At 46.4% G+C, this 24,468-nt stretch carries 21 protein-coding genes; 14 read left to right on the top strand and 7 right to left on the bottom strand.

What is annotated here, in order from left to right; genetic code table 11:
- Nucleotides 1–70: 70 nt before the first annotated feature.
- Nucleotides 71–676, bottom strand: a complete 606-nt coding sequence (locus Q0852_RS02985) for a peroxiredoxin C (protein ID WP_299013617.1) — start codon at nt 674–676, stop codon at nt 71–73.
- 367 nt (nt 677–1,043) lie between these two features.
- On the opposite strand from Q0852_RS02985, the gene Q0852_RS02980 reads away from it, so the two are divergent.
- A complete protein-coding gene (locus Q0852_RS02980) occupies nt 1,044–2,366 on the top strand; it encodes a Na+/H+ antiporter family protein (RefSeq protein ID WP_299013616.1) in 1,323 nt (440 codons plus the stop codon).
- Nucleotides 2,367–2,455: 89 nt separating this feature from the next.
- Here the strand turns inward: Q0852_RS02980 and Q0852_RS02975 are convergent, their stop codons facing one another.
- Nucleotides 2,456–2,797 (bottom strand): Grx4 family monothiol glutaredoxin, encoded by a 342-nt coding sequence (locus Q0852_RS02975; RefSeq protein ID WP_299013615.1) that lies wholly within the window; start codon nt 2,795–2,797, stop codon nt 2,456–2,458.
- Nucleotides 2,798–3,122: 325 nt separating this feature from the next.
- Between Q0852_RS02975 and sodB the strand changes: the two genes are divergently transcribed.
- The gene (sodB, locus tag Q0852_RS02970; RefSeq protein ID WP_299013614.1) at nt 3,123–3,707 is read left to right on the top strand and encodes a superoxide dismutase [Fe]; all 585 of its coding nucleotides are present in this window, start codon (nt 3,123–3,125) and stop codon (nt 3,705–3,707) included.
- Nucleotides 3,708–3,800: 93 nt separating this feature from the next.
- Here the strand turns inward: sodB and asd are convergent, their stop codons facing one another.
- Nucleotides 3,801–4,916: an aspartate-semialdehyde dehydrogenase gene (gene asd, locus Q0852_RS02965; protein WP_299014293.1), complete on the bottom strand. Its 1,116-nt coding sequence runs from the start codon at nt 4,914–4,916 to the stop codon at nt 3,801–3,803.
- A 21-nt stretch (nt 4,917–4,937) separates the two neighbouring features.
- On the opposite strand from asd, the gene Q0852_RS02960 reads away from it, so the two are divergent.
- The 8 genes from Q0852_RS02960 (at nt 4,938) to fldA (ending at nt 16,330) form a co-directional block, all read left to right on the top strand.
- Nucleotides 4,938–5,216, top strand: a complete 279-nt coding sequence (locus tag Q0852_RS02960) for a hypothetical protein (RefSeq protein ID WP_299013613.1) — start codon at nt 4,938–4,940, stop codon at nt 5,214–5,216.
- Between the two features lie 490 nt (nt 5,217–5,706).
- Nucleotides 5,707–7,143, top strand: a complete 1,437-nt coding sequence (gene nhaC, locus Q0852_RS02955) for a Na+/H+ antiporter NhaC (protein ID WP_299013612.1) — start codon at nt 5,707–5,709, stop codon at nt 7,141–7,143.
- Nucleotides 7,144–7,652: 509 nt separating this feature from the next.
- Nucleotides 7,653–8,384 (top strand): nucleoside recognition domain-containing protein, encoded by a 732-nt coding sequence (locus tag Q0852_RS02950; protein ID WP_299013611.1) that lies wholly within the window; start codon nt 7,653–7,655, stop codon nt 8,382–8,384.
- Complete coding sequence (locus Q0852_RS02945) at nt 8,384–8,845, top strand: YjiG family protein (protein WP_299013609.1); 462 nt, start codon at nt 8,384–8,386, stop codon at nt 8,843–8,845. Before Q0852_RS02950 ends, Q0852_RS02945 begins: the two co-directional genes overlap by 1 nt.
- Before the next feature lie 97 nt (nt 8,846–8,942).
- Complete coding sequence (locus Q0852_RS02940; protein WP_299013607.1) at nt 8,943–10,079, top strand: M20 family metallopeptidase; 1,137 nt, start codon at nt 8,943–8,945, stop codon at nt 10,077–10,079.
- Nucleotides 10,080–10,664: 585 nt separating this feature from the next.
- Nucleotides 10,665–12,014 (top strand): hydroxylamine reductase, encoded by a 1,350-nt coding sequence (gene hcp / locus Q0852_RS02935; protein ID WP_299013605.1) that lies wholly within the window; start codon nt 10,665–10,667, stop codon nt 12,012–12,014.
- 159 nt (nt 12,015–12,173) lie between these two features.
- Nucleotides 12,174–15,743: a pyruvate:ferredoxin (flavodoxin) oxidoreductase gene (nifJ, locus tag Q0852_RS02930; protein ID WP_299013603.1), complete on the top strand. Its 3,570-nt coding sequence runs from the start codon at nt 12,174–12,176 to the stop codon at nt 15,741–15,743.
- A gap of 92 nt (nt 15,744–15,835) precedes the next feature.
- Nucleotides 15,836–16,330: a flavodoxin FldA gene (gene fldA, locus Q0852_RS02925; RefSeq protein ID WP_299013602.1), complete on the top strand. Its 495-nt coding sequence runs from the start codon at nt 15,836–15,838 to the stop codon at nt 16,328–16,330.
- A 118-nt stretch (nt 16,331–16,448) separates the two neighbouring features.
- On the opposite strand, the gene Q0852_RS02920 is transcribed toward fldA, so the two are convergent.
- The 3 genes from Q0852_RS02920 to yejK form a co-directional block, all read right to left on the bottom strand.
- The gene (locus tag Q0852_RS02920) at nt 16,449–16,817 is read right to left on the bottom strand and encodes a nitrous oxide-stimulated promoter family protein (protein WP_299013600.1); all 369 of its coding nucleotides are present in this window, start codon (nt 16,815–16,817) and stop codon (nt 16,449–16,451) included.
- Nucleotides 16,818–16,960: 143 nt separating this feature from the next.
- Complete coding sequence (locus Q0852_RS02915) at nt 16,961–18,238, bottom strand: Hpt domain-containing protein (RefSeq protein WP_299013597.1); 1,278 nt, start codon at nt 18,236–18,238, stop codon at nt 16,961–16,963.
- Between the two features lie 200 nt (nt 18,239–18,438).
- Nucleotides 18,439–19,452: a nucleoid-associated protein YejK gene (yejK, locus tag Q0852_RS02910; RefSeq protein WP_299013595.1), complete on the bottom strand. Its 1,014-nt coding sequence runs from the start codon at nt 19,450–19,452 to the stop codon at nt 18,439–18,441.
- Nucleotides 19,453–19,526: 74 nt separating this feature from the next.
- Between yejK and Q0852_RS02905 the strand changes: the two genes are divergently transcribed.
- On the top strand, nt 19,527–19,745 hold the full coding sequence (locus Q0852_RS02905) for a YejL family protein (protein WP_299013593.1): 219 nt from the start codon (nt 19,527–19,529) through the stop codon (nt 19,743–19,745).
- A 46-nt stretch (nt 19,746–19,791) separates the two neighbouring features.
- On the top strand, nt 19,792–21,651 hold the full coding sequence (locus Q0852_RS02900) for a DUF3413 domain-containing protein (protein ID WP_299013591.1): 1,860 nt from the start codon (nt 19,792–19,794) through the stop codon (nt 21,649–21,651).
- 67 nt (nt 21,652–21,718) lie between these two features.
- On the opposite strand, the gene Q0852_RS02895 is transcribed toward Q0852_RS02900, so the two are convergent.
- A complete protein-coding gene (locus Q0852_RS02895) occupies nt 21,719–21,985 on the bottom strand; it encodes a hypothetical protein (RefSeq protein ID WP_299013589.1) in 267 nt (88 codons plus the stop codon).
- 167 nt (nt 21,986–22,152) lie between these two features.
- Between Q0852_RS02895 and Q0852_RS02890 the strand changes: the two genes are divergently transcribed.
- Both Q0852_RS02890 and Q0852_RS02885 read left to right on the top strand, forming a co-directional pair.
- Nucleotides 22,153–22,848 carry an SDR family oxidoreductase gene (locus Q0852_RS02890; RefSeq protein ID WP_299014292.1) on the top strand — a complete coding sequence of 232 codons (696 nt, stop codon included), beginning with the start codon at nt 22,153–22,155 and terminating at the stop codon, nt 22,846–22,848.
- 692 nt (nt 22,849–23,540) lie between these two features.
- The gene (locus tag Q0852_RS02885; protein WP_299013587.1) at nt 23,541–24,308 is read left to right on the top strand and encodes a hypothetical protein; all 768 of its coding nucleotides are present in this window, start codon (nt 23,541–23,543) and stop codon (nt 24,306–24,308) included.
- The last annotated feature ends 160 nt before the right edge of the window (nt 24,309–24,468 follow it).

The following is a 24,468-nucleotide window of genomic DNA, read 5'->3' as shown; positions in this document are numbered from 1 at the left end:
TATTAGACTCCAACCCCAAAGGCTAGCCATCCGGCTAGCCTTTCTTTTATCTCGCTAATTCGTAAATGAATTACAAATCATCAGTATGTTCAGACAGGTACTTAGCCACACCTTCTGGTGAGGCGTCCATTCCATCTTTGCCTTTTTCCCATTGTGCCGGGCAAACTTCGCCGTGCGACTCATGGAACTGCAATGCATCAACCATACGTAGCATTTCATCGATATTACGGCCCAAAGGCAGATCATTAACGACCTGGTGGCGAACAACACCTTCTTTGTCGATCAGGAACGAGCCACGGAATGCCACACCGGCTTCTGGGTGCTCAACATCATAAGCCTGACAAATTTCATGCTTGGTGTCAGCCACCAGCGGATACTGAACAGGACCGATACCACCATCGTCAATGCCGGTATTACGCCATGCATTGTGGGTAAACTGGGAATCGATGGAAACACCAATCACTTCCACGCCTTTGTTCTGAAAATCAGCAAAACGCTTATCGAATGCAATCAGCTCAGACGGGCAAACAAACGTAAAGTCGAGCGGATAAAAGAAAACAACCGCAGCTTTACCCTGAATGTGCTGCTTTAAGTTGAACTGCTCGACAATCTCACCATTGCCAAGCACTGCCGCTGCGGTAAAATCCGGGGCCGGACGGCCTACAAGTACACTCATTGTTAACTCCATTTATCAGTTACCGCCTGACGGTTCATCAGTACGGTAATACTATTGAAAGATGACAGTAACGTCTTGTTCTGTCAGCGATTAAACTTAGCGTCAATTGCTCCAACAGTATAGGCACTGCATTCAGGACAGGCTAAGACATCGAACACATAACCATAAAATACCCCTCTGACATCAAATTTTTCTCGACATGTTGGAAAATTTCAGCAAACTGAATGTTTTGAGCAAAATAGCCAAAAATCATAATAATCTTTATACATATGCAAAAATACCAGACTGAATTGACGAATAATTATTCAGCTAGAATAGATCAGAACATGATTCAATTTGGTATAAACAACGGATGGATCTTAGTTTTATGAACCCAGTAGTCATTTCGGTATGCGTGATGCTTGTACTCGCACTTATGCGAGTCAATGTCGTTGTTGCGCTTACCTTCAGTGCCATTTTAGGTGGCCTATTAGGCGGGATGCCTTTACCAGAAACCGTATCCGCTTTTGAAAGCGGCCTTGGTGGCGGGGCAACTACTGCTCTTAGCTACGCGATGCTAGGTACTTTTGCCGTCGCAATTTCTCGTTCTGGCATTACCGACGTTCTCGCACAAAGAGTTATCAAACGCATCAGCGGGCATGAAAATGCGGCAGCTGCGACCGGTGTTAAATATTCCGTTCTTTCCATTTTAGTGCTTCTTGCCATTTCTTCTCAGAACGCAATTCCGGTCCATATCGCGTTTATCCCTATCGTGATCCCACCACTGCTGCACGTATTTGCAAAATTGAAGCTGGATCGCCGTCTGATCGCCTGTGTGCTGACTTTTGGTCTGGTAACACCTTATATGGTATTGCCTGTCGGTTTCGGCGGTATCTTCTTAAATAACATCCTGCTGAAAAACCTGCATGACAACGGCCTGGAAGTGAGCGCAAACCAAGTACCTTATGCGATGATGCTTCCTGCGATGGGAATGATTTTCGGCCTGCTTGTTGCTGTTTTCATTAGCTACCGCAAACCACGCGAATACTCAGAAGAAAAAATTCTGGCGACCGAGCCGGAACATCCCGTAATCGATATGAAGCATGTGTACATTGCAGCTGTTGCCATTATCGCAGCCCTGGGTGCGCAACTTTATAGTGGCTCAATGATTATCGGTGGCCTGATTGGCTTTATGGTATTCACCTTCGGTGGCGTTATTAAGTGGAAAGAAACCCACGATGTGTTCACCAAAGGCGTACACATGATGGCGATGATTGGTTTCATCATGATTGCGGCGGCCGGATTTGCTTCTGTAATGAAAGCCACTGGCGGTGTAGAAACGCTGGTAAGCTCACTGGCCGACGTGATTGGTGATAACAAGCCACTTGCTGCCCTACTCATGCTGGTCGTTGGCCTGCTGGTTACCATGGGTATCGGTTCTTCATTCTCGACAATCCCAATTCTGGCGACAATCTATGTTCCGCTATGCCTGACCTTCGGCTTCTCGCCACTGGCTACCGTTGCACTTGTCGGTACAGCGGCGGCCCTGGGTGATGCAGGTTCACCAGCATCTGACTCTACATTAGGCCCGACAGCAGGCCTGAATGCCGACGGTCAACACGAGCACGTATGGGAAACGGTTGTACCAACCTTCCTTCACTACAACCTGCCGTTAATTGGATTTGGCTGGCTGGCATCGATGATCCTGTAATCATTACAGCCACTTCAAAACCAAGACAATAAAAAGCCCCGATTAAAAATCGGGGCTTTTCGTATTCACTATTTGATTAAGGCCGGAAATTATTCCGCTGCCGCCTCACCGTCACGACGTTCAGCCGCTTCTTTAACCATTGGCTGAAGTTCACCTTTCTGGAACATCTCTAGGATGATGTCACAACCGCCAATCAATTCACCTTCAATCCACAATTGTGGGAATGTCGGCCATTGTGCATATGCAGGAAGTTCTGCACGAATATCTGGATTTTGCAGAATATCGACATAAGCAAACTTCTCACCACATGCCATCAGCGCTTGCGAAGCCTGAGATGAAAAACCACAACTTGGCAGTTTTGGAGAACCTTTCATGTACAGCAGGATTGGGTTTTCTGAGATCTGCTGTTTAATTTTGTCGATAGTTTCCATAGCTTCCTCTTACGACGCTTACTTATAAGTTGAATTTCACAGACATCATTCTACTTGGTCACGCCTCGGAAAAAAATGCCTATTAATTATAGGGGTATTTTTATCAGCAATTTCTTACTGAAGTGCTATTTTTTAGTATACAGGGGTTTTAATAAAGTAAAAACTTGCTAAAATACATTCATACATCACATTACGTCGCATAACCTACAGGTATAGTGACAAAATGTGACTAATATCAGTCAGTTTCAAATAATAAGTAGACCATGAAGTCTACTGGAAGCAATGTCGCGGGGCATGTCCCCATACCAGAATGGAGAACCGAGCAATGGCATTTGAATTACCAGCTCTACCGTACGCAATCAACGCTCTTGAGCCACATATCTCTCAGGAAACTCTTGAGTACCATCACGGTAAGCACCACAACACTTATGTTGTTAAGCTAAACGGTCTAATCGAAGGTACTGAGCTTGCTGAAAAATCTCTGGAAGAGATCATCAAGACGTCAACCGGCGGCGTATTTAACAATGCAGCTCAAATCTGGAACCACACATTCTACTGGCACTGCCTAAGCCCTAACGCAGGCAGTGAACCAACAGGCGAAGTAGCAGACGCTATCGCGAAAGCATTCGGTTCATTCGAAGAATTCAAAGCTAAATTCACAGATTCAGCCATTAACAACTTCGGTTCATCTTGGACTTGGCTGGTCAAGAAAGCTGACGGCTCTCTGGACATCGTGAATACATCTAACGCAGGCACGCCGCTAACAGAAGAAGGTGTAACACCACTTCTGACTGTAGACCTATGGGAACATGCGTATTACATTGATTACCGCAACCTACGTCCAGATTACATGAACGCATTCTGGGCACTGGTTAACTGGGAATTCGTAGCGAAGAACCTGGCTGCTTAATCTTTAACTAGCACCCATAAAAACGCCTGCATCTTGCAGGCGTTTTTGTTTTTAATAACAAGCAAAATGAGCAAACGCTTATGCTGGTTGGTATTACTGTTTTTCAGCCAAGAGAATTCGCAGTGTACGGCGTAATGGTTCTGCGGCACCCCACAACAGCTGATCACCGACAGTGAAAGCATTCAGGAAGTCGTCACCCATCGCTAATTTACGCAAACGGCCTACAGGGATAGACAATGTGCCGGTAACTTTAGTCGGGCTGAGCTCCTGCATTGTTATATCACGATCATTCGGGATCACTTTCACCCAGTCATTATGAGAAGCAATAATCTCTTCGATTTCGTCCATCGGAACGTTTTGCTTCAACTTCAATGTCAGAGCCTGACTATGGCAGCGCATCGCGCCAATGCGTACACAGGTACCATCAATCGGGATTGGAGTGTTATCAAAGCCAAGGATCTTGTTCGTTTCAACCGAACCTTTCCACTCTTCTTTACTCTGGCCATTCTCGCGTTTCACATCAATCCAAGGGATCAGCGAGCCTGCTAGCGGTACACCGAACTCTTTCGCCGGGAAGTCCGCTGCGCGCATAGCATCTGCAACCTTACGGTCTATATCCAGAATAGAAGTCACAGGGTTTGCCATCTCACTAGATACCGTGTCGTTGATAACCCCCATCTGGCTGATCAGTTCACGCATATTCTTAGCACCGGCACCCGATGCAGCCTGATATGTCTGTGCGGTCATCCACTCAACTAACCCTGCCTGGTAAAGCCCACCCACGGCCATCAGCATCAGGCTGACAGTACAGTTCCCGCCCGCAAATGTATTAGTACCAGAATGAATGCCCTGCTTGATCTGATCCAAGTTCACCGGATCAAGTACGATAATCGAATCTTCATTCATACGCAGCGTTGATGCGGCATCAATCCAATATCCCTTCCAGCCAGCCTGACGAAGAGCAGGGAAAACCTTTTCAGTATAGCTCCCTCCCTGACAAGTAATAATCGCATCAAGCTTTTTCAGGCTATCAATATCAAATGCATCCTGAAGTAAGCCTGCGTCTTTACCAAAATTTGGCGCAGGAATACCTACTTGTGATGTTGAATAGAACACCGGCTCAATAACATTGAAGTCTCCTTCCTCAACCATTCGTTGCATCAGCACTGAGCCAACCATGCCACGCCAACCAACCAGACCAACTTTCATCATTATTACCATACTCCCTATGTGAAATTTCATGTTCAACATACTAACTGGCCTATTTATTCAGCTTACAAGCAACAGATAGTTTTACCGACTGGAACTACTTCCATCTATAAATATTTAAGCAATGAAAAACAAGCAACTTTTGCAGAAACCGAAGAAAAAAAGGGCAAACAGTGGGATAACCTTCATCAAAAACGCACAAAACTGCCCAATATTCACCCATTCAGTATTGCACATTTCGGTGCTTTATATGGGCCAGAAAACAAACTAAAACCGCACAAACATCCTCCTTATGCCTAGAAAAATGTCTATTTTGCGACCCTAAAAACAAAGTTGAGCATTAACATAATAAACAGCATCAGTTCACTCTTTTTGAAAACCATCTCACACTCTGATAACCTATTAACCTTAACTAATTTAGGCTTTTTATCTGCATCTCAGACCTCTCAGTAGGAGTTTAGCCTAAATACCAAGGGATTATTTAAAAAGGAAGCGACATTTAAAAACAGTTAAAAAACAACCAAAGCACAACAAAAACACTTATGCTTAACATCCTTTTAAAGGAGTTAATGTAATTTTTTCCCATGTTGGCCGCATTGGTTGGACAAGTTCACAGAAAACACAATATCTATCGCGGTGCTTGTTTCATTCAGATAAAGTAGCGCTGAAACGACGCAAGTACCCGAATAAATGACATTAAGTCATAAAAATAATTAATTATTGGTCTCAGAATTGATTTTAATTCAGGGGCTTAACCATTTTACAGGCTCGAACTAACAAGGTTAGAAGTATGAACAAACAGACTGTGAAACTACCATCGATTGTGCAAGTAATTCTTGCCCTTGGTATTTTTCTTGCGCTGGCATTCTCTTTCACCGCAAAACTAGATCTACCAATCCAGCTAGCTCTATATATTGGCTGGTTTGTTATCATGGCACTGGGTATCAAACTCGGCCATGAATATAAATCTCTGGAAAAAGCAGCAACAACAGGTATCGCCAATGGTCTTGGTGCCGTATTGATCCTGCTTGCTGTTGGTGCGCTGGTTGGTACCTGGATTGCTGGTGGTATCGTTCCGACTATCATCTACTACGGTCTTAAGGCTATTCACCCATCCATCTTCCTGCTGGCAACAATGATTATCTGTTCATTAACAGCACTGGCAACAGGTACCTCTTGGGGTGCAGCCGGTACAGCTGGTATTGCAATGATGGGTATTGGCCAAGGCCTTGGCATCCCTGCGCCAATGACAGCCGGTGCGGTTCTGTCTGGCTGTTACTTCGGTGACAAAATGTCTCCACTTTCAGACTCCGTGATCCTGGCTTCTTCTATGTCTAACGTAGAAATCATGGAACACATCAAGGGTATGCTGCCAATCGCACTGATCAGCTACGTGATCACCGGTATCCTGTTTACAGCTGTAGGCTTCCACTACGCAGGTAATGTAGATATGTCTCAGGTTGAGACAGTTATTGCCGCAATGGAGCAGCAGTTTGTTATTTCACCGCTGTCATTTATCCCAGTAATTATCGTTCTGGCACTGCTGGCTATGCGTCTGCCTTCTTTCCCTGTAATCTCTCTGGGCTCTCTACTGGGTATCGCATGGGCTGTAATGGTTCAGGATATGGATCCACTAGCAGCATTCAATACTGCGTGGGCACCGTTCTCTATCAGCTCTGGTGTAGACTTCATCGATGCAATCCTAAACCGTGGCGGCATGTCATCTATGCTGGGTTCAGTAGCAGTTATCGTATTTGGTCTTGGCTTCGGTGGCCTACTGGACAAAGTTGGTGTTCTGCAAACTATTGCCAAGCTATTCGAGAAACGCGTGAATTCTGCGGGTAGCCTGTCTGTATCAACTATCGCAACAGCTTTCCTGGGTAACGTATTCGGTTCAGCAATGTACGTATCACTGATCCTGACACCTAAAATCTGTGCGAAGAACTACGACCGTCTTGGCTTCCAGCGTAAGAACCTGTCTCGTAACGCAGAGTTCGGCGGTACACTGACTTCCGGGATGGTGCCTTGGAGTGACAACGGTATCTACATGGCAAGCATCCTTGGTGTTGCAACTTTCTCGTATGCACCGTTCATGTGGCTAAGCTTTGTATGTATCATCGTGACCATTGTTTCTTCTTACATGGGCTGGTTCGTTGACCGCTGTGAACCAAAAGCAGAAGCACCTGTTGAAGAAGGTGAAGCTGTCGCTCAACAGCAAACAGCTTAAACCTTACTCTGATTAAAAAAGAGCGCCTCAGGGCGCTCTTTTTGTTTCTATGAACTAATTCTGTTAACTCAACATACTGCAATATTCTCCCACCTCTCATTATTTTGTAAATATTTATTAATAATCAACATATTTTCATGGACTCAACAAAAGTACCATTGTATGGCGCTCCATATATCCATATTGACAATTTATATACCAACAAAGCAATTATTTAAGTTAATAATAAATAAGAAAAAAAATAGGAAAAAATTTTTCTTTACCCCACCCTTGGTCAATAGAGACAACAAAACCACAAAAGTATCGATCAAGATCACAAATAGTTAATCACGCCCCACAAGCCTTGCACTTCAGTAGCACAGATTGACCCCAATCAATTACTTCACATTGCAATTGACGAAAATAGCCTCGTTTCAACCATTGAGTACACGTACGCATATCGCACTGTTGAATATTAAAGCCTGTCAATTTTCGCAGCAGCGATTTTTAGATTCCTACGAGGTTACACTATGAGCAATCCAGCGGAGCAAGGCCGCAAGGTAACGATTGGCAGTTACATTGCCCTCGCCTTTGCCGTCGTCTTTTTTTCTGGCCTACTTCAATCAAATGAATGGTACGGTGTTTTTGACTTCACAACACTTAACGGCTCGTTTGGTAATGTGGTTTATTCTGTTAACGAAACCGCTGATGGTATTCAAACAGCAGCAACATCAATGCGTGGTAAAGGCGGTAGCGGTGCTCGTGACGGCTTTCTGTTTGCCCTGACATTAATCCCTACCGTGATGTTTGCTCTTGGCATGATCAACGTCCTTGAGCACTACGGTGCGCTGGACGCAGCCCGAAAACTGCTGTCTCCCCTGCTTCGCCCGCTAATGGGTATTCCCGGCAACTCTGGTCTGGCTCTCATTGCATCCCTGCAAAGTACCGATGCCGGTGCAGCAATGACCCGTCAGCTAAAAGACGAAGGCCACCTGACCAAACGAGAAACTGACGTATTCACAATGTTCCAGTTCTCAGCCGGTGCTGCCATCGTTAACTTTTTCTCATCAGGAGCCGTATTGTTTACGCTCACCAATATGGATGGTACGCCAGCCGTAACCTCTTCCATTGGTTTAGCTGTCGCCATCATGTTTATCTTCAAATTTGTTGGTGCCAATCTTTTGCGCCTGTACCTGAACATCACCGAAGGCAAAGAAGATAAAGAAGAACAGCAACCAGAAATGAAGAAGGAAACAGCATAATGACTACAGCAAAGAAACCGATGGTTACCGATATCTTCGTTGAAGGTGCTAAGAAAGGCTGGACCATCGCAACCACATCGACCGTTCCAAATGTTCTGATGGCTTTTGTCATTATCAAAGCTTTGCAGATCACAGGTGCACTGGATGCAATAGGAAGCCTGTTCTCACCAATCATGGCTGTATTCGCTCTGCCTGGTGAAGCTGCTGCCGTACTGATCGGTGCCTGGATGTCGATGGGAGGCGCTGTCGGTATTGTCATCACTCTTTTTGACCAGGGGATTTTGAACGGCCAGCACATCGCTATCCTGGCGCCGGCCATTTATCTAATGGGTTCCCAAGTCCAGTACATGGGTCGAGTCATGGGGCCTATCGGCACGGAAGGTCGCTACATTCCAGTAATGATTGCCATTTCTGTACTTAATGCTTACGCAGCCATGTTCATTATGAACATCCTGGTATAACCACATCAATTTTATCAAGAGGAGAGAAAGGAGAGCCTCCCCTCTTTTTTATGTAGCTATTCACCCCGATTATTCGGGAGCTCTCTCAGGAGTTACTATGAATTACTCACTACAAGACTTTTCTCTTCAGGCATACCTGGAAGAACTGCGCCCGCTTATCGATGTTGACTGCGGCACCCTTACCAAGGACGGCATCGAAATCATTGCCAACCAGATGGCAAAAAAATATTTAGATCTGGGCTGGTACGTGAAGCGCGTTGACTGCGGGATTGCCGGGACGGGCCTGGAAATACGTAACAAGCCGGATCGTAAAGACGTCGATGTAATGCTCATGGGTCACATGGACACGGTATTTCCGGTAGGAACAGTACAAGCCCGCCCTATGACGTTCGATGAAAAACGTGCCTATGGCCCGGGTGTATCAGACATGAAATCCGGCTTGCTGAATATTGTTTATGCCTTGCGCGGCATGGAGAAAGAGACGCTGGACAAGCTATCTATCTGCATTTGCATGAACCCGGATGAAGAAATCGGCTCTCTGCACTCTGAAGAATGGTTAAAACATGTCGCCACTAACGCGAAAAATGTTTTGGTTGCCGAAGCCGCTCGGGCTGATGGCTCTCTGGTCAAAGCTCGTAAAGGGATGGCCCGCTATCGCCTGACATTTGCCGGTAAGGCTGCTCACGCCGGTAACGGCCCGCAAAACGGTCGCAGCGCGATCACGGAAATGGCGAACTGGATTCTGGGCATCAATAAGCTGACCAACGTTAAATCTGGCACCACCTTGAATGTTGGTGTTGTCAACGGGGGCGCCGGAGCAAATATCGTACCAGAGCATGCTGAGGCAGTCGTTGATGTTCGTTTCTGGGATAACGATGAGTACGCCGATGCCGACACAAAAATTCGAACAATGGCCGAAACCCCGTTTGTTGACGGAGTGACAGTGACCGTTGTTCGCGAAGCGCACAAACCATCCATGGTTCCATCAGAAAAAACTGAAGCATTGATAGCACTTGTTGAAGAAGCCGGTCAAGAGCTGGGGATCGATATCAAATGGCAGGAAGTGGGGGGCGGCTCTGATGCGAACCTTACCGCTGTTATGGGGATCCCTACACTCGATGGCTTCGGCCCTGCCGGTGCCGGATTCCATAGCGCCGAAGAATACCTGGAGCTGGATACTATTGAACCGCGTATTCAACTACTTCAAAAAGTACTGGCTAAACTCGCTGGCTAATAAAGCCCCCTCCATAACAACAAAGGGCGCCAGGCGCCCTTTGCTAAATAAGATCAAACTGAATAATCAATAAAATGTATTAGGAGTGGGACGTTCCGCTTCCTGCTGCGAGCTCCGGTGTCGGTTTCCGGTATATCTTTTCATAAATTTCGCTCGCACAGCACAAAGATGCCTTTGCGACTCTTCAATCGCAGATCTGCGAAGCTTTTGATCCACTTTGCATGATTTCATCACTCACCTCGATACTACTCACCACGGTTATACCAGTACTCATTTGTTACATCACGAAAAAGCCAAATATCATCCGTAGTTTTGGCTAGCTAATCATCAATTATGGTGAATATGAATTACTGATACTTCTCTCAACAGCATAATATATCTGATCCAGCTACCTCAACTCCTTTTACAAAAACCTGACACAACCATACATTTTTAGGAAATTATCGACCGGCTCATAAAGTTACATTTAAAATGCAATTTATTATTAAGGATTGTGATCCTGATCAAAGACCTGACGGGTTTGATACCGATATCCTCCCCTCATAAAAAGATGCACTACAAATACACCTTTAAGGAGATGCAATAATGTCGAACCTAGCAATGTTTTGCCACCAGTGCTCAATGGCACAAACTGGCGGCTGTGGCAGCACTGGAAAAACCCAGGGTACCTGCGGTAAAGACGAAAACCTATCTCGCCTTCAGGATATTATGATTTTTGGCCTGAAAGGCCTTTCAGCCTACCGTACTCATGCCGATGATCTTGGTGCAGAAACTAAATCCGTTGATGACGTTATTGCTGAAACTCTCTATTTCACACTAACGAATGTTAACTTCAGCTTTGAACAACACATCACGCAGCTTATGAAAATCGGTGGTGCGGGTAGCGAAATCATGTCGCGTCTCGGCGAAGCCCACCACGGTCGCTTAGGGATCCCTACTCCCGTTTGCGTACCGCAGAACAAAGCCGAAGGTAAAGGCATCCTTGTTACCGGTCATGATCTTGATCTATTAGAGCGTCTGCTTATTGCGACTGAAGGCACTGGTATTAACATCTACACCCACTCCGAGATGCTACCTGCCCATGGCTACCCTGAGCTGCGTAAGTTCAGCCACCTGAAAGGCAACATCGGTAAAGCTTGGTTCGACCAGAAACAGCTATTCCAGAAGTGGAACGGCACTATTATCGTTACCACCAACTGTATCGTTCCTCCTACGGGCCGTGCCAACTACGCCGACCGCCTGTACAGCTACGGCATTGTCGGTATCGACAACTGCCGCCTGCTGGAAGACGATTTTGCTCCGATTATCGAGCACACGCTAAGCCTGCCGGATATTGAAGGCTTTGACAGCGACGATACGCTGATGACAGGCCACAACTACAAAACAATCCTTGGCCTGGCACCACAGATTCTGGAAGCCGTTAACGAAGGTAAAATCAAACAGTTCTTCGTTGTTGCTGGCTGCGACAAGCCAGGAAAACCAAACGACTACTTCCGTGAATTAGCACTATCGATCCCGGATGATTGCATTATCCTGACATCGTCTTGTGGTAAATTCCGCTTCAACGACCACGACTTCGGTACCGTTCCGGGAACAGAGATCCCTCGTTACCTGGATCTTGGCCAGTGTAACGACAGCTACGGTGCAGTGATGATTGCTCTGGCGCTAAGCGATGCGATGGGTGTGCCAGTCAATGAACTACCAGTGAACATTGTTCTGTCATGGATGGAGCAAAAAGCCGTACTTATCCTATTGGCACTGTTCAACCTTGGTATTCAGAACATCTATTTGGGTCCTAATCCGCCGGAATTTGTTAACGAAGCGATTTTCGAATTCCTGCAGCAGCAGTTCAACCTTCAGCTAACCGGCAACGTTAAGGATGATCTGGAAAAAATGCTAAACCCTCAACCACAGATTGAGGTAGTAGAAGCCTAATCGGCTTTCAGCATCAACCTTGCGGGCTGACCTCCCCCTACCCACTCAGAGGTCAGCCCTCCTCAACATAATAATGACAACAAGCTAAAGTCCCGCGGTAGCTAAGTTTACCGTTGCAGACTTAGCTAGATAGACAGTGCCCGTTCGCTGGAGTAAGTTATGTCTAAAAATCCGCTCGTTGAAAGCAAAACAATCACCTATAGCACAATGGATGGCAACGAGGCGGCAGCTTCTATCGCCTACCGTTGCAATGAAGTGATTGGTATCTACCCAATAACGCCATCTTCCCCGATGTCGGAGTCATGTGAAATCTGGGAAAGCCAAGAACAAAAAAACTTATGGGGACAGGTTCCGCGAGTTATAGAAATGCAATCAGAAGGCGGTGCTGCCGGTGCCGTCCACGGTGCACTGATGGCTGGCTCTCTGGCGACAACATTCACATCTTCGCAAGGGTTGCTACTTAAAATCCCTAACATGTACAAAATTGCCGGCGAGCTGACTCCATTTGTCATGCATGTTGCCGCACGTACCATCGCCACTCATGCGCTTTCTATTTTCGGTGATCATTCTGATGTCATGGCCGTTCGCCAAACAGGCTTTGCGATGCTGGCAGCCGATTCAGTTCAGCAGGCCCATGACTTTGCCTTAATCAGCCAGGCCGCAACGCTGGAAAGCCGGATTCCATTTGCCCATTTCTTCGATGGCTTCCGGACTTCGCATGAAATCAATAAGATCGCCATGATCGACGATGAAACCATCCGGGAAATGATCCCGCAGGAGCATGTTGATGCATTCCACCAGCGAGGACTGACACCGGATGCCCCGAGCATTCGCGGTACAGCACAAAATCCGGATACTTTCTTCCAGGCACGCGAAGCCGCCAATGGCTTCTATCAGGCATGCCCGGATATTGTGGCCGAAAAAATGGCGCAATTTGCACGCCAAACCGGCAGAGAATACAAACTCTTTGATTACAACGGGCATCCGGAAGCAACAGATGTCATCGTGATCATGGGATCGGCCTCATCAACGGTTCAGCAAGCTATCGACTTCCAGCTTAGCATCGGGCGTAAAGTCGGCGTAATAGCCGTTCATCTGTACCGTCCGTTCTCACTGAAGCACTTCATGTCGGTTCTGCCTGCCAGCGTTAAACAAATCGCAGTACTGGATCGCACTAAAGAGCCTGGCTCTACTGGTGAACCACTATATTTGGATGTCATCGCAACCATTCAGCAGGCGTATGCCAATGGCCAATACCCACATCTGCCTGCCATTATGGGTGGCCGATATGGCTTATCTTCAAAAGAATTTAATCCGGGACATGCTGTCAGTATTTTCAAAGCAATGGCTGAGCAAACGCTGACTCACAACTTCACAGTGGGTATCAATGACGATATTACCCACCTGTCGCTGCCAACAATGACAAACGTTGATGCCGAGCCTGACAGCCGCTTACGCGCCCTCTTCTACGGTCTTGGTGCCGACGGAACAGTCAGTGCCAATAAAAACACTATCAAAATCATCGGCGAGAATACTGAGTTGCATACTCAGGGCTATTTCGTCTATGACTCAAAAAAGTCTGGTGCTACGACCGTTTCACACCTGCGCTTTGACTCCGCACCTATTGAAGCGCCGTATTTAATTGAACAGGCTGAGTTTATTGCCTGCCATCAATTCCAGTTTGTCGACAAGCTGGAAATGTTCGAACATGCCGCCCCACAGGGTACCCTGTTACTTAACAGTCCGCACCCGGCTGAAACCATATGGGAATACCTGCCTCGGGAAGTCCAGCAAGTGATCATAGAGAAGCAATTAAACCTCTATGTGATCAATGCTGTTGAACTTGCTCGCGAGCTGGGGCTGAAAAACCGTCTCAACACTATTATGCAGACGGCATTCTTTGCCCTAAGCGAATTAATGCCGCTAGAAGATGCTATCTCCCAGCTAAAGCAAGCCATTGAAAAAAGCTACGGTAAACGCGGCCCGGCGATTGTCGAAGCCAACCACAATGCCGTCGATGCGACAGTTGCCCGTTTACAACAAGTAGCGATTCCGCAACAAGCTACCAGCCTGTTCCGTCGTCCGCCTGTTGTAAGTGAAAATGCGCCAGAGCTGGTCAAACGTGTCAGCGCAATGATGATGGCAAACAAAGGTGATCAACTTCCGGTCAGCGCATTCCCGGTTGATGGCTGCTGGCCAACCGCTACCAGCCAGTGGGAAAAACGTAACATTGCGCAGGAGATCCCGGTTTGGGAAGAAGATCTGTGTACTCAATGTAACATCTGTACCCTTGTCTGCCCGCATGCAGCCATCCGTGCCAAAGCAGCTGCCCAGGAAACACTGCAAGACGCACCGGAAGGCTTTAAACACACTGAATACAAGCAGCGCGACTTCAAGGGACAGCAATATACCCTGCAAGTTTCGCCTCAAGATTGTACCGGTTGCAACCTCTGCACCATGGCTTGCCCTGCCAGTGACAAAGCGGAACCGTCGCGCAAAGCCATCAATATGGCACCGAAGCAACCACAGATTGAACAACAAAGCGAAAACTACCGCTTCTTCCTTGATCTGCCAGAGCTTGAGCGCATCGATATTAAACGCATTGATGCGCGCACCAGTCAGTTGCTACAACCACTGTTCGAGTACTCCGGAGCCTGCTCTGGTTGTGGAGAAACCTCCTACGTGAAACTGCTGACGCAACTGTTCGGTGATCGGCTTCTGATTGCCAATGCGACTGGCTGCTCGTCAATTTACGGTGGCAACCTGCCGACAACACCGTATGCCGTCGACAAGCATGGCCGAGGCCCGGCATGGGCAAACTCCTTGTTTGAAGACAATGCAGAGTTTGGCCTTGGTATGCGCCTGGCACTCAATAGTAAACGTGAGTCAGCCCTTAACCTGTTAGAAACAGCCGCAGATTTCCTGCCGGCAGACTTGCTAGAGCAAATCAAACAAGACGCTTTCGACAGCAGCGAAGCCGCTGTCACACGTCAGAGACAAAACATTGCCAAACTACGAGCTGAGCTACCGTACAGCCACAAGCAACTGAACAACCGCGCAGATGACCTGGTTGCCAAGAGTAACTGGATTGTCGGGGGCGATGGCTGGGCTTACGACATCGGCTTTGGCGGCTTAGATCATATCCTTGCCGGCAGCGACAACGTCAATGTACTGGTAATGGATACTCAGGGATATTCAAATACCGGTGGCCAACAGTCAAAAGCTACCCCGACAGGGGCGGTCGCGAAGTTTGCAACTCAAGGTAAGACAAGTAATGGTAAAGATCTGGCCCTGAATATGATGATGCACGGCAATGTGTATGTCGCCAAAATCGCTTTGGGTGCCAACATGAACCAAACCATCAAGGCACTTCAGGAAGCAGAAGCCTACCCGGGGCCATCGCTGGTAATCGCCTACTCACCTTGCATAACCCATGGCTTTGACATGGCCGAAGGTGTCGAGCACCAGCAGCTTCTGGTTGAAACCGGATTGTGGCCGCTGTTCCGCTTCGACCCACGCAGGACAAACAAAGGCCGTGCCGCCCTGCAAATGGATTCTAAGGCACCGAAGAAAGATGTCGAAGAGCTGATTAGTCGTGAAGCCCGCTTCACCCAAATCCTTCGTCGTAACCCGGTGCAGTATCAGGCAAATCTGGAACGGCTTCGCCAGCAGGTTGCCCACAAGCACTTATTGCTAGAGCAACTGGGCCAATGGAAGCCTGAAAAATAACTTACAGGCGTCAGCGTGGCCATCCCCGGCCACACTGATGCCCAAAAACCACAGAATTAAAACCAAGCTGAACAATATAGCTGGAGATGAACATGACAAATATTGGTATCTTTTTTGGCAGTGACACAGGTAACACAGAAAAAGTAGCGGGAAAAATCGCTGCCCACCTTAACCTGGAAGCACAGGATATTGCCGGTTGCAGCAATAATATTTTTGACGACTGCGATCTATTGATCCTTGGCACGCCAACAGCTAACTATGGCGAGATGCAGCCTGACTGGGATTATTTTGTACCAGAACTTGAAGATGCGGATCTGAGCGACAAAAAGGTCGCCCTATTCGGACTTGGCGATCAGGTAGACTATCCCGACAGCTTCCTTGATGCGATGGGTGATCTAGCGGATCTGATTACCGATGCCGGTGGCGAGCTTATCGGCAACTGGCCAACCGAAGGCTATGAGTTCAATGACTCGCGCGCAGTTAAAGATGGCAGTTTTGTCGGCCTGGCGCTTGATGAAGACCGACAACCAGAGCTCACAGACGATCGTATCGCAACTTGGCTAAATACACTGGGTCTGAAGGCTTAATGCCTCATCAGTAAAGCACCAGGCTAGAAAAACGACAAAGGCTGCACGATGCAGCCTTTGTTTTATCTCTTTTCTATCAACAAGTTTTGAATTGCGAGCCCAAGAGGCTTATAGAAAACTATCTTGAAGATACTGCTTGAGCACTTACGTCCTCACGAGTACGAACAGAGCGGAAGCTATCAAACTTAAATTTCAAAGCCTGCCATGGACGCCGCCATGCAAACTTTGGCATCGACCAACGCAATACATGAGAAAAATGCAACCGTTTAGCAGGATGATAACACTGGCTCTTACAATTTAGACAGTTAGGCTTACCTTCACCCAAGCGACAAGCTGCCACCCGCGTTTCAACATATTCGATAAGCCCTTCACATTCAGGGCAAGTAATTGCCCCACGGTGCAGCGTTTTACAATATAGGCGAATTAACGCTTTTGCTGTGTCCAGTTCACGCTGCTGACGAACTGAATGTTTAGTTTGAACTATCATAGAGGCGGTATTATCCAGAGCCACTCCGAACAACCTTTGACGAAGATCAATTTTGCCTCATAATCAAATTTTTCTACTACAATTCAACAAATCTTATAGAATAAACCACTACTCATTGGCCGATAAACAATATACATCCGATATCAAACCATCTCTGTCGGCAGCTCCGCCAGATAATGATTCGCTTCTGATACCGTATTTTCCAGCAATATCTCAAACCGCCGGTATTCATGTTGTTCAACCACCTGTTGCTGTTTATATTTAGCTTCAATGGTCACAGCTTGCTGTTTTAAAGCTTCGGCACCGATATTTCCAGCGACTCCCTTCAGGCTATGCACTAACCGTAAGGCCTTTTCACAAAGAGATTCAGGGGGATTATCGCCAACCAATAATGTCAATTTACGGGCATCATCAGCATGCTCTGCTATAAATATCTCCAATAATATCCTGGCGGCCTCCTGATCATCGTCCATTGAGTCTAACAAATAGTCGACATTCAATATGGGTAACGTTATCTCCGGTATAGAACTGCTTCGTGCAACGGGTAAATCAGCACCAACCACGATTGCATCCTCAACCGGCGTCTTCTTATTAAAGGCCACGCTTACAGGCTTTTCTATTTCAATGGCTCCAGCATAATCCTGCTCAGCTAGTGGCTCTGATTGCAAGAGACGTACAATCTCAGCGTTTAAGGCTGTTATCGCCTCATTAAGCACACCAATATCTTCTGTATTTGCTGGCTTTCCTTGCTTAATCTCACGTTCTATTTTTTCTGCTACATCTCGTAATTGCTTTGCTTCAAGACTGCTCGCAACACCTTTTAAGCTATGAACTACACGACAAGCATCCTCTCCCTGTCCTTTTAACATAAACTCAGATAATAAACTGGCATCGTCATTATGCTCATCAAGGAAAATCTCAAGCAACATTCGCACCGCATCAAAATCACCGTCCATATTTTCAAGCAGCAATTCATAATCCAGAACCACATTGGTTTCCTTGACGCCCGTATCCTCAACAAGAGCAAGGCCTTCTACGCTTTCACTTCCGGTGTTATCGGAATGACTGAAATAATACAGAGGCAACAAATGCACATTCACATCATTCTCCAGCTTTAACCTTTGCTTAAGTAAGCCGTAACTAAATGCCAGCAATGCGGTTATTACCATCATTGCGCCTAATAACACAGGGAGCGAAAGCACGTTTGTGTCAAACCAAAATAATTTTAATTGTGAAGAATCAGGCAAATAAAGCGTCAACGCAGCAAAGCAGGCAACAAGAAGAATGCATCCCACGAAAAACATCGTTATCAGCAACCAGAAAGACAAAAGGAAACGTTTAGAAGAAGTGCTGAATTGTTTATTACTAAACTTGGCCTCAGGAAGGTGCTTTTTAACTTCCCTTGTACGTTTATCATCCATATCAGCCCCTGTAATCACTTTGGAAAGCCGTTGAATCAACAAAAATTAATCGCAATCTATCCCAGGAGACGTCCTGTAAAATCAACCTTAGTTAACAAAAGCAGTCCGTTCCACCATTATTATGCAAGCAAGAGCACAGTGTCACACAAATATAAAAAAACCACCTTCTCCAATGGACAAGGTGGTCAATCACTAATTGCTTAATTATCAGTATTCAAGCGGCGCTGTAGCTGGTCTTTTAAATTTGGTGGAGTCCCTTTAATCGTCAGGGTATCTGTCTCTGCATCATAGAAAATACGCTCACCCAGCAACATACTGTCAAAGTTAATCGTCATACCGCCACCAGAGCCAACAAACTTCGTCAGTTTACGCATGGTAGTGCGGTCTGCCGGGAAGCTATCTTCCAATTCATAACCTTGGTTTGACGTAAACTGATAAAAATCCGTTCCGTCATCCGATTCCGGCAACTCTTGTGCCAGCTCTTTAACGGTTACCTCATCGCCAGACTGTAGCTGACCATTACAGTAATCATAAACTTGCTTGCGGTACTGCTGCTTTTCCTCTTTATCCATGCGTGAATCGGCACAAAAGTCTTCAACTGCCTGCATCAGCACCTGATTCTGCTCTTTGACATCAAGCCCGACTTCAGCCTGAAGAAAGTCCAGGAAGAAATCCGCAATCTTGCGGCCTACGCGCCCTTTGATGAATGTCAGATAGCGATTTGACTCGGAATCAGTCTCCCATGAAGAGAGGTCCATACGGGCAACGATGTCCATTTTACTGACATCAAGGTAGTCGGTCGCACTAATATCCAGCTGTTCTGTTACCTTCATACTATGACAAGTCGGCAGCAAGCCAATGAACAGGTAATCCGTTGCCAGAGACTGATATTCAGCCAATACCAAGGTTCCAGCCTCAGCGAAAGGATATTTAGCCAGCTCTGCCTGCAGTCTTTGTGCCGACTGGTTAGAAAATGTCAGGAAATCCAGTTCACCTGAACGAACCTGCTTCAGCCAATGACTGAATTCGCTATCTTCCGCAAAATGGGCAAAGCCTTTCGCGCCCTTGCTGCTGTAAACTCGATGAAGCTCAGCTACCAAGTCTTCGGTAGATTGATCATTTTCAAGCGTCTGTTTTCTAAGATGAACTTCAAGTTCATCTTGCTCATTTTTTGTCAGCTGATGAAGAATAACGTTAGAAAGAGTAAGGCTCATAATGGAAAAGTTTCAGTTAATCTAAAGTGTAGGTTATTATAAGTCGCTTTCTTTAACATTAAACAAGACTTCCTATGCCAATTATTTCAAAATACCCAAATAAAAAAGTTGAACAAATCATTGATGATGTGTTCGATGTACTAGAGAAGCATGATGCTTCTGCAGAACTAGCACTAATGATCGTTGGTAATATTGCGACCAATATCATTAATGCCGATGTTCCTGCATCGCAAAGGAAAGCTATCGCAGAGAAGTTCTCTCAGGCTCTGCAAAACTCTATTAAAGAAGATTAAGCTTGTTTATAAGCGTCGCATATAAGACTTGGAATTTCTGACATCTATGGTCACCAGCGGTAACAATTACAAAGACAAAGTCTCCCAGCTTATCAGCTGGGGGCACTGGTTCAGCTTTTTCAATATCATCGCGGCCATGCTCTTGGGTACACGATATATTGTGTATTCTGAATGGCCTGAAACCATACTGGGCCAACTTTACCTTGGGTTAAGTTGGGTCGGACATTTTGGTTTTCTTGTCTTTGGCTTTTATATCCTCATTCTCTTCCCTGCCAGTTTCCTGATCCCGTCACAGCGCCTGATGCGCTTGTTTGCGGTATTGGTCGGCACTATTGGGCTAACAGCACTGCTGCTCGATACCCATGCCTATGAGTCACTGGACTTGCACCTGAGTCCTCTGGTTTGGGACTTGCTGCTAAGCGGAGAGAAAACGGATCTTAATGCCCGCTGGCAATACCTGTTTATTACCGTACCGGTAATTTTCCTGATGCAGTTAATCCTGTCGGAATGGTTGTGGCGCAAACTCAGGAAGCTAACCCGAAAACATGTCGGGGTGCCGATTGCGACCGTCTTCGGTTTCTGCTTCCTGAGTAGTCACCTGATTTACATCTGGGCGGATGCTCACCTTTACCGACCGGTTACGGTGCAGCGGTCAAATTTCCCGCTGTCCTACCCGATGACAGCCAAAACGTTCATGGAAAAGCACGGCTTGCTTGACCGTCAGGAATATACCAAGCGCCTTGATGCCCAGGGCGTCGAGGAAAGCGAGCAGATCCGCTACCCTATGGAAAAGCTGACATTCAATGATCAGGGAACCGGACAAAATGTCCTGCTGATCGTTGTTGATGGCTTACGCGGCGATATGGTAAACGCTGAAACCATGCCGTACCTGACCGCTTTTGCGCAGCAAAACCTGAACTTTAGCAATCACTACAGCGCCAGCAATGAAAATTCTGGTAGCCTGTTCGGCCTGTTCTACGGGCTACCTGGTGGGTACATCAACAGTATCCGTTCTACCGGCAACACACCGGTAATGCTCGACACCCTGAGCAAGCGCGGCTATGAGTTCGGCCTGTTCAGTGGTAATGCATTTGCAACACCGCTATACGAAGAGGCTATTTTCCATGGTAAAAAACTACCGAAAAGCAATGAAAATAGTACTAAAGGTTCCAGTGATAAGCTCGCGATTGCGGACTGGAAAGCCTGGTTAAGCGAACAAACTAGCGATACCCCTTGGTTCAGCTACATTGAACTGGCCACGGTAGAAAACTTTGAAGAAGGTGGCGAGTATATCCCGCAATTTACACCTTCGCTGGGTAACACCAGTATCAACACAAATAGTGTTGATACCAACCAGCTACTGAAAAACAGCTATCGAAATGCCGCCTATCATACTGATGAATTGCTGATTGATATTTTCGAACAGCTGGTTGCATCCGACTCATTAAAAAATACCGTAGTTATTGTCACAGCCAACCATGGTACGGAATTCAATGAAACAGGTACTAACAGCTGGGGGGCAAACAGCAACTACAGCCAATATCAGCTCAAAGTTCCGTTGGTCATCAGCTGGCCAGGAACCGTACCTGCCGTCACCGAGCGGGCGACAAGCCACCTGGATATTGTGCCGACGTTAATGGAATCTCTACTCAATACGACGACACCGATCACAGCCTATAGCAGTGGTATCAGTCTTTTTGAGCAAAACCCGAAACGCCGCTGGGTACTTGCCGGTGACAGTCGGGATATTGTGGTATTACAGAAAAATACGACTACCGTAGTCGACAAATATGGTAACTACCGCGTCTATGACCAAAACTATAAGCTAAAAGATGAAGGCAAACCAAAGCTTTCTACCCTGATGCAGGTCATGCATGAACTGAAACGGTTCTATCAACCTCAATAACTCTCTAAGGCAGCCTCCGGGCTGCCTTATCTTTTTCATGTTATAGCTATCTAAGAATCAAATATTCTCAGTAAAAATCGGTATTATCGGCATAGCATTGTTCATAACCGTCATTCCATCCATTGGCGTATTTCCTGTCCGTTACCACCCGTTCGGGATCACGACGGAAACCATCCTGAAATGTCAGCGCTTCTTCTTTCCTGCTACTACAACCATCCTGATAGCCATCCAGATAATTACGGGTAAAGCCAAGATCTACCAATTGCTCATGGCGGGTATCGGCACAACTGGCAAGCAGCAATGCAATACCGACAACCCAGCTTCTCCTCGACATGAAAAACATGCGATACTCCCTGAATAAATAGGCAATACATATCATAATAAAAGACCCTGAGCTTACGGGTTGTCTTAGTTTCGACACTTCTGCTACTTTTACTCCAGCATCTCACAGTGAACTGAGCTAACACCCATAAGATTAAAAGGGAATACAGAGAATTCATGATGAAGAAAAATGTACTTATCACCGGCGCAAACCGAGGCGTCGGTCTGGCACTGGTCAATGCATACCTTGATGCTGGTTGGAATGTCTACACCTGCTGCCGCCATCCTGAAAAAGCTCTAGAGCTGCAACAACGCCAAAACGAAACGGAAACACTGACCCTGCTTGAGCTGGATGTAACCAATCACCAGGCCATTGCAGCGCTAAGCAAACAAATGGCTGGAATTACTCTGGATTTACTCATAAACAATGCAGGCTATTACGGCCCGAAAGGCTATGGCTTCGGTAATACCGATGCTGATGAATGGCGCAAAGTTTTTGAAATTAACACCATTGCGCCACTCAAGCTGGCAGAGGCATTCTACCCACAATTAAAAGCTGAGAATCCCGGCATCATTGCCTGTATCTCATCAAAAGTTGGCAGCATGACAGAAAACACCAGCGGTGGCGGTTATATCTATCGCTCTTCGAAAGCTGCGCTTAATTCTGTGGTAAAAAGCCTTTCCAACGACCTGCTTGCTGAAGGCATTATCTCAGTCGCGCTCCATCCTGGGTGGGTTCAGACCGAAATGGGCGGGCCAAATGCCAAAATATCTGCACCTAAGTCTGCTCAAGGAGTTAAGACTGTTATTGATAACCTTACCACTGAGCAAAGTGGTGGTTTTTACAACTATGATGGTTCGGTGATCCTGTGGTGATTTTAGTTAACCCTATCAGCATCAGCGGAAAATTTTAAATTCATCAGTTTTTTGTAGCTTATTGTTGTGCGGCCATTACACCTGCGCTCAACCACACACAATAAGCATCGAGCTGCTTTCCGGCGTCAGGATTGACTCAAGATCAGCTCAGTCTGCCTTGTGAATTTCAAAATCGCATCAGCGGCTTCTTCACGTTCTCCACGATTATAGCCTTTATTTTCTAGGAGCTATTGATATACGTAGCTCCCCGTGTGCGATTGTTTATCTGGCAAACTGGTGCTCTCGACATGTTAAAGACATGGTTTGCCAAGTACTTTCCCCCAACCAGCGTGTCATTATCAAGTTAGCCGGTAAGGAGCATAACTGGAACAAACTGTTCTTATGTGCCGCGGCTGTCTTATTGTTACGACTGCCTTACATACCACCCAGCAATATCCAAGTTCTCGTATATTCTTAAGCAGGCTATCGCTTAAGAGACCAAGGTTGTGTGCAACGCCCCCCCAGTCCACGATGCTCCTACATGGAAAGTAAGACATAGTGGGGCAGTTTTCAATGGTGTTGCACCATCAAGGGGAGCTCTAGCATCAGTTTACCGACCTATACGTCTTAACCCCTCATCCATGAGGGGCTTTACTGTAGCTAAGTAATAGCTGTTTTAACCATATAGACATAAATAATAGAGGATAAGTTGTATGAAAATGCTGAAGAAGCAGACACGCAGCAAAGCGACTTGGTTATTAGGTTCGTTATGTAAAGCGGCTCCGCTGTTGATGGTTGTTGGCGGCTTGCAAGCTGCCGGAACAGGTAACAATCAGAACTCAATTGTGATCGTAGAGCCGGGTAAGACTTTATTTAAGAAATCCTACAACGAGCTGATTGGAGAGTGGTCAAATTGGCTACAAAAGGAACCGATAGCTACAAGTCCAGCGTTCGATCCCAATGGTAGTTATTGCTATCTAAATCAGGAAGGTAAAATCTGGTTTCTCGCAGGGACATTTGGAGGTATAGCAGAGCGCTTCTGCAAAGTACCTGAAGGAAAAGGGGTCTTCTTCCCAATTTTTGCGAATATTTCTTTCGGTCCTGAGTTCTTAAATCAGGTGCCATGTGATTCATTAGAGGAAGAAACAGATCAAATTCGCTGCGATGTTAACGACGACACCGCCATCGCACCTAATGTCGGTCTTGAGTTTCTGCTCAATGGCGAGCCTGTTACCGACCTCTTTGCATATAAAGCTCAAAGTCAGCCTGGCGGCTTCACTTTCCAGTTAGGAGCTTTGTTCGAAGAGTTTGGGTTTACCCCTGGTGATCGGCATCCGGCCGTAGCCGATGGCTACTGGATACTCTTAAAACCGCTGCCAAAAGGAACTCACACCCTCAGTTTCAGTGCAGATTTCGATACTGATGGCATTCCCGACTCAGGTGTGAACTATACACTTGAGGTCATTAAAAAAAACAACTAGCCACTCGCCCCAAGTTCTAAAGATAACTATTGCTCATAGTACTTGTAGTGGATCAGTCGGGTGCGAATTTCAAAATTGTGATTTGCACTCCCTTCAGTAAAGCCTTATCGACATAAGAAAATAACCTCAAACTGAACAACTTGAGGCTATTTATATCCTC

The organism is uncultured Photobacterium sp. (assembly GCF_947502415.1).
In the GTDB taxonomy this organism is placed as follows: Bacteria; Pseudomonadota; Gammaproteobacteria; order Enterobacterales; family Vibrionaceae; genus Photobacterium.
The sequence above is the reverse complement of the archived record's forward strand: the minus strand, read 5'-3'. Positions and strand labels throughout refer to the sequence as shown.

Excerpts from the sequence above, each read along its gene's own strand:
- Q0852_RS02900 (WP_299013591.1), top strand. The coding sequence starts at position 19,792 with ATGGTCACCAGCGGTAACAATTACAAAGACAAAGTCTCCCAGCTTATC.
- Q0852_RS02885 (WP_299013587.1), top strand. The coding sequence starts at position 23,541 with ATGAAAATGCTGAAGAAGCAGACACGCAGCAAAGCGACTTGGTTATTA.
- Q0852_RS02985 (WP_299013617.1), bottom strand. The coding sequence starts at position 676 with ATGAGTGTACTTGTAGGCCGTCCGGCCCCGGATTTTACCGCAGCGGCA.
- Q0852_RS02975 (WP_299013615.1), bottom strand. The coding sequence starts at position 2,797 with ATGGAAACTATCGACAAAATTAAACAGCAGATCTCAGAAAACCCAATC.
- Q0852_RS02915 (WP_299013597.1), bottom strand. The coding sequence starts at position 18,238 with ATGGATGATAAACGTACAAGGGAAGTTAAAAAGCACCTTCCTGAGGCC.
- nhaC (WP_299013612.1), top strand. The coding sequence starts at position 5,707 with ATGAACAAACAGACTGTGAAACTACCATCGATTGTGCAAGTAATTCTT.
- Q0852_RS02940 (WP_299013607.1), top strand. The coding sequence starts at position 8,943 with ATGAATTACTCACTACAAGACTTTTCTCTTCAGGCATACCTGGAAGAA.
- Q0852_RS02890 (WP_299014292.1), top strand. The coding sequence starts at position 22,153 with ATGAAGAAAAATGTACTTATCACCGGCGCAAACCGAGGCGTCGGTCTG.
- Q0852_RS02920 (WP_299013600.1), bottom strand. The coding sequence starts at position 16,817 with ATGATAGTTCAAACTAAACATTCAGTTCGTCAGCAGCGTGAACTGGAC.
- nifJ (WP_299013603.1), top strand. The coding sequence starts at position 12,174 with ATGTCTAAAAATCCGCTCGTTGAAAGCAAAACAATCACCTATAGCACA.
- Q0852_RS02950 (WP_299013611.1), top strand. The coding sequence starts at position 7,653 with ATGAGCAATCCAGCGGAGCAAGGCCGCAAGGTAACGATTGGCAGTTAC.
- fldA (WP_299013602.1), top strand. The coding sequence starts at position 15,836 with ATGACAAATATTGGTATCTTTTTTGGCAGTGACACAGGTAACACAGAA.
- yejK (WP_299013595.1), bottom strand. The coding sequence starts at position 19,452 with ATGAGCCTTACTCTTTCTAACGTTATTCTTCATCAGCTGACAAAAAAT.
- Q0852_RS02980 (WP_299013616.1), top strand. The coding sequence starts at position 1,044 with ATGAACCCAGTAGTCATTTCGGTATGCGTGATGCTTGTACTCGCACTT.
- Q0852_RS02945 (WP_299013609.1), top strand. The coding sequence starts at position 8,384 with ATGACTACAGCAAAGAAACCGATGGTTACCGATATCTTCGTTGAAGGT.
- asd (WP_299014293.1), bottom strand. The coding sequence starts at position 4,916 with ATGAAAGTTGGTCTGGTTGGTTGGCGTGGCATGGTTGGCTCAGTGCTG.
- sodB (WP_299013614.1), top strand. The coding sequence starts at position 3,123 with ATGGCATTTGAATTACCAGCTCTACCGTACGCAATCAACGCTCTTGAG.
- Q0852_RS02905 (WP_299013593.1), top strand. The coding sequence starts at position 19,527 with ATGCCAATTATTTCAAAATACCCAAATAAAAAAGTTGAACAAATCATT.
- Q0852_RS02895 (WP_299013589.1), bottom strand. The coding sequence starts at position 21,985 with ATGTCGAGGAGAAGCTGGGTTGTCGGTATTGCATTGCTGCTTGCCAGT.
- hcp (WP_299013605.1), top strand. The coding sequence starts at position 10,665 with ATGTCGAACCTAGCAATGTTTTGCCACCAGTGCTCAATGGCACAAACT.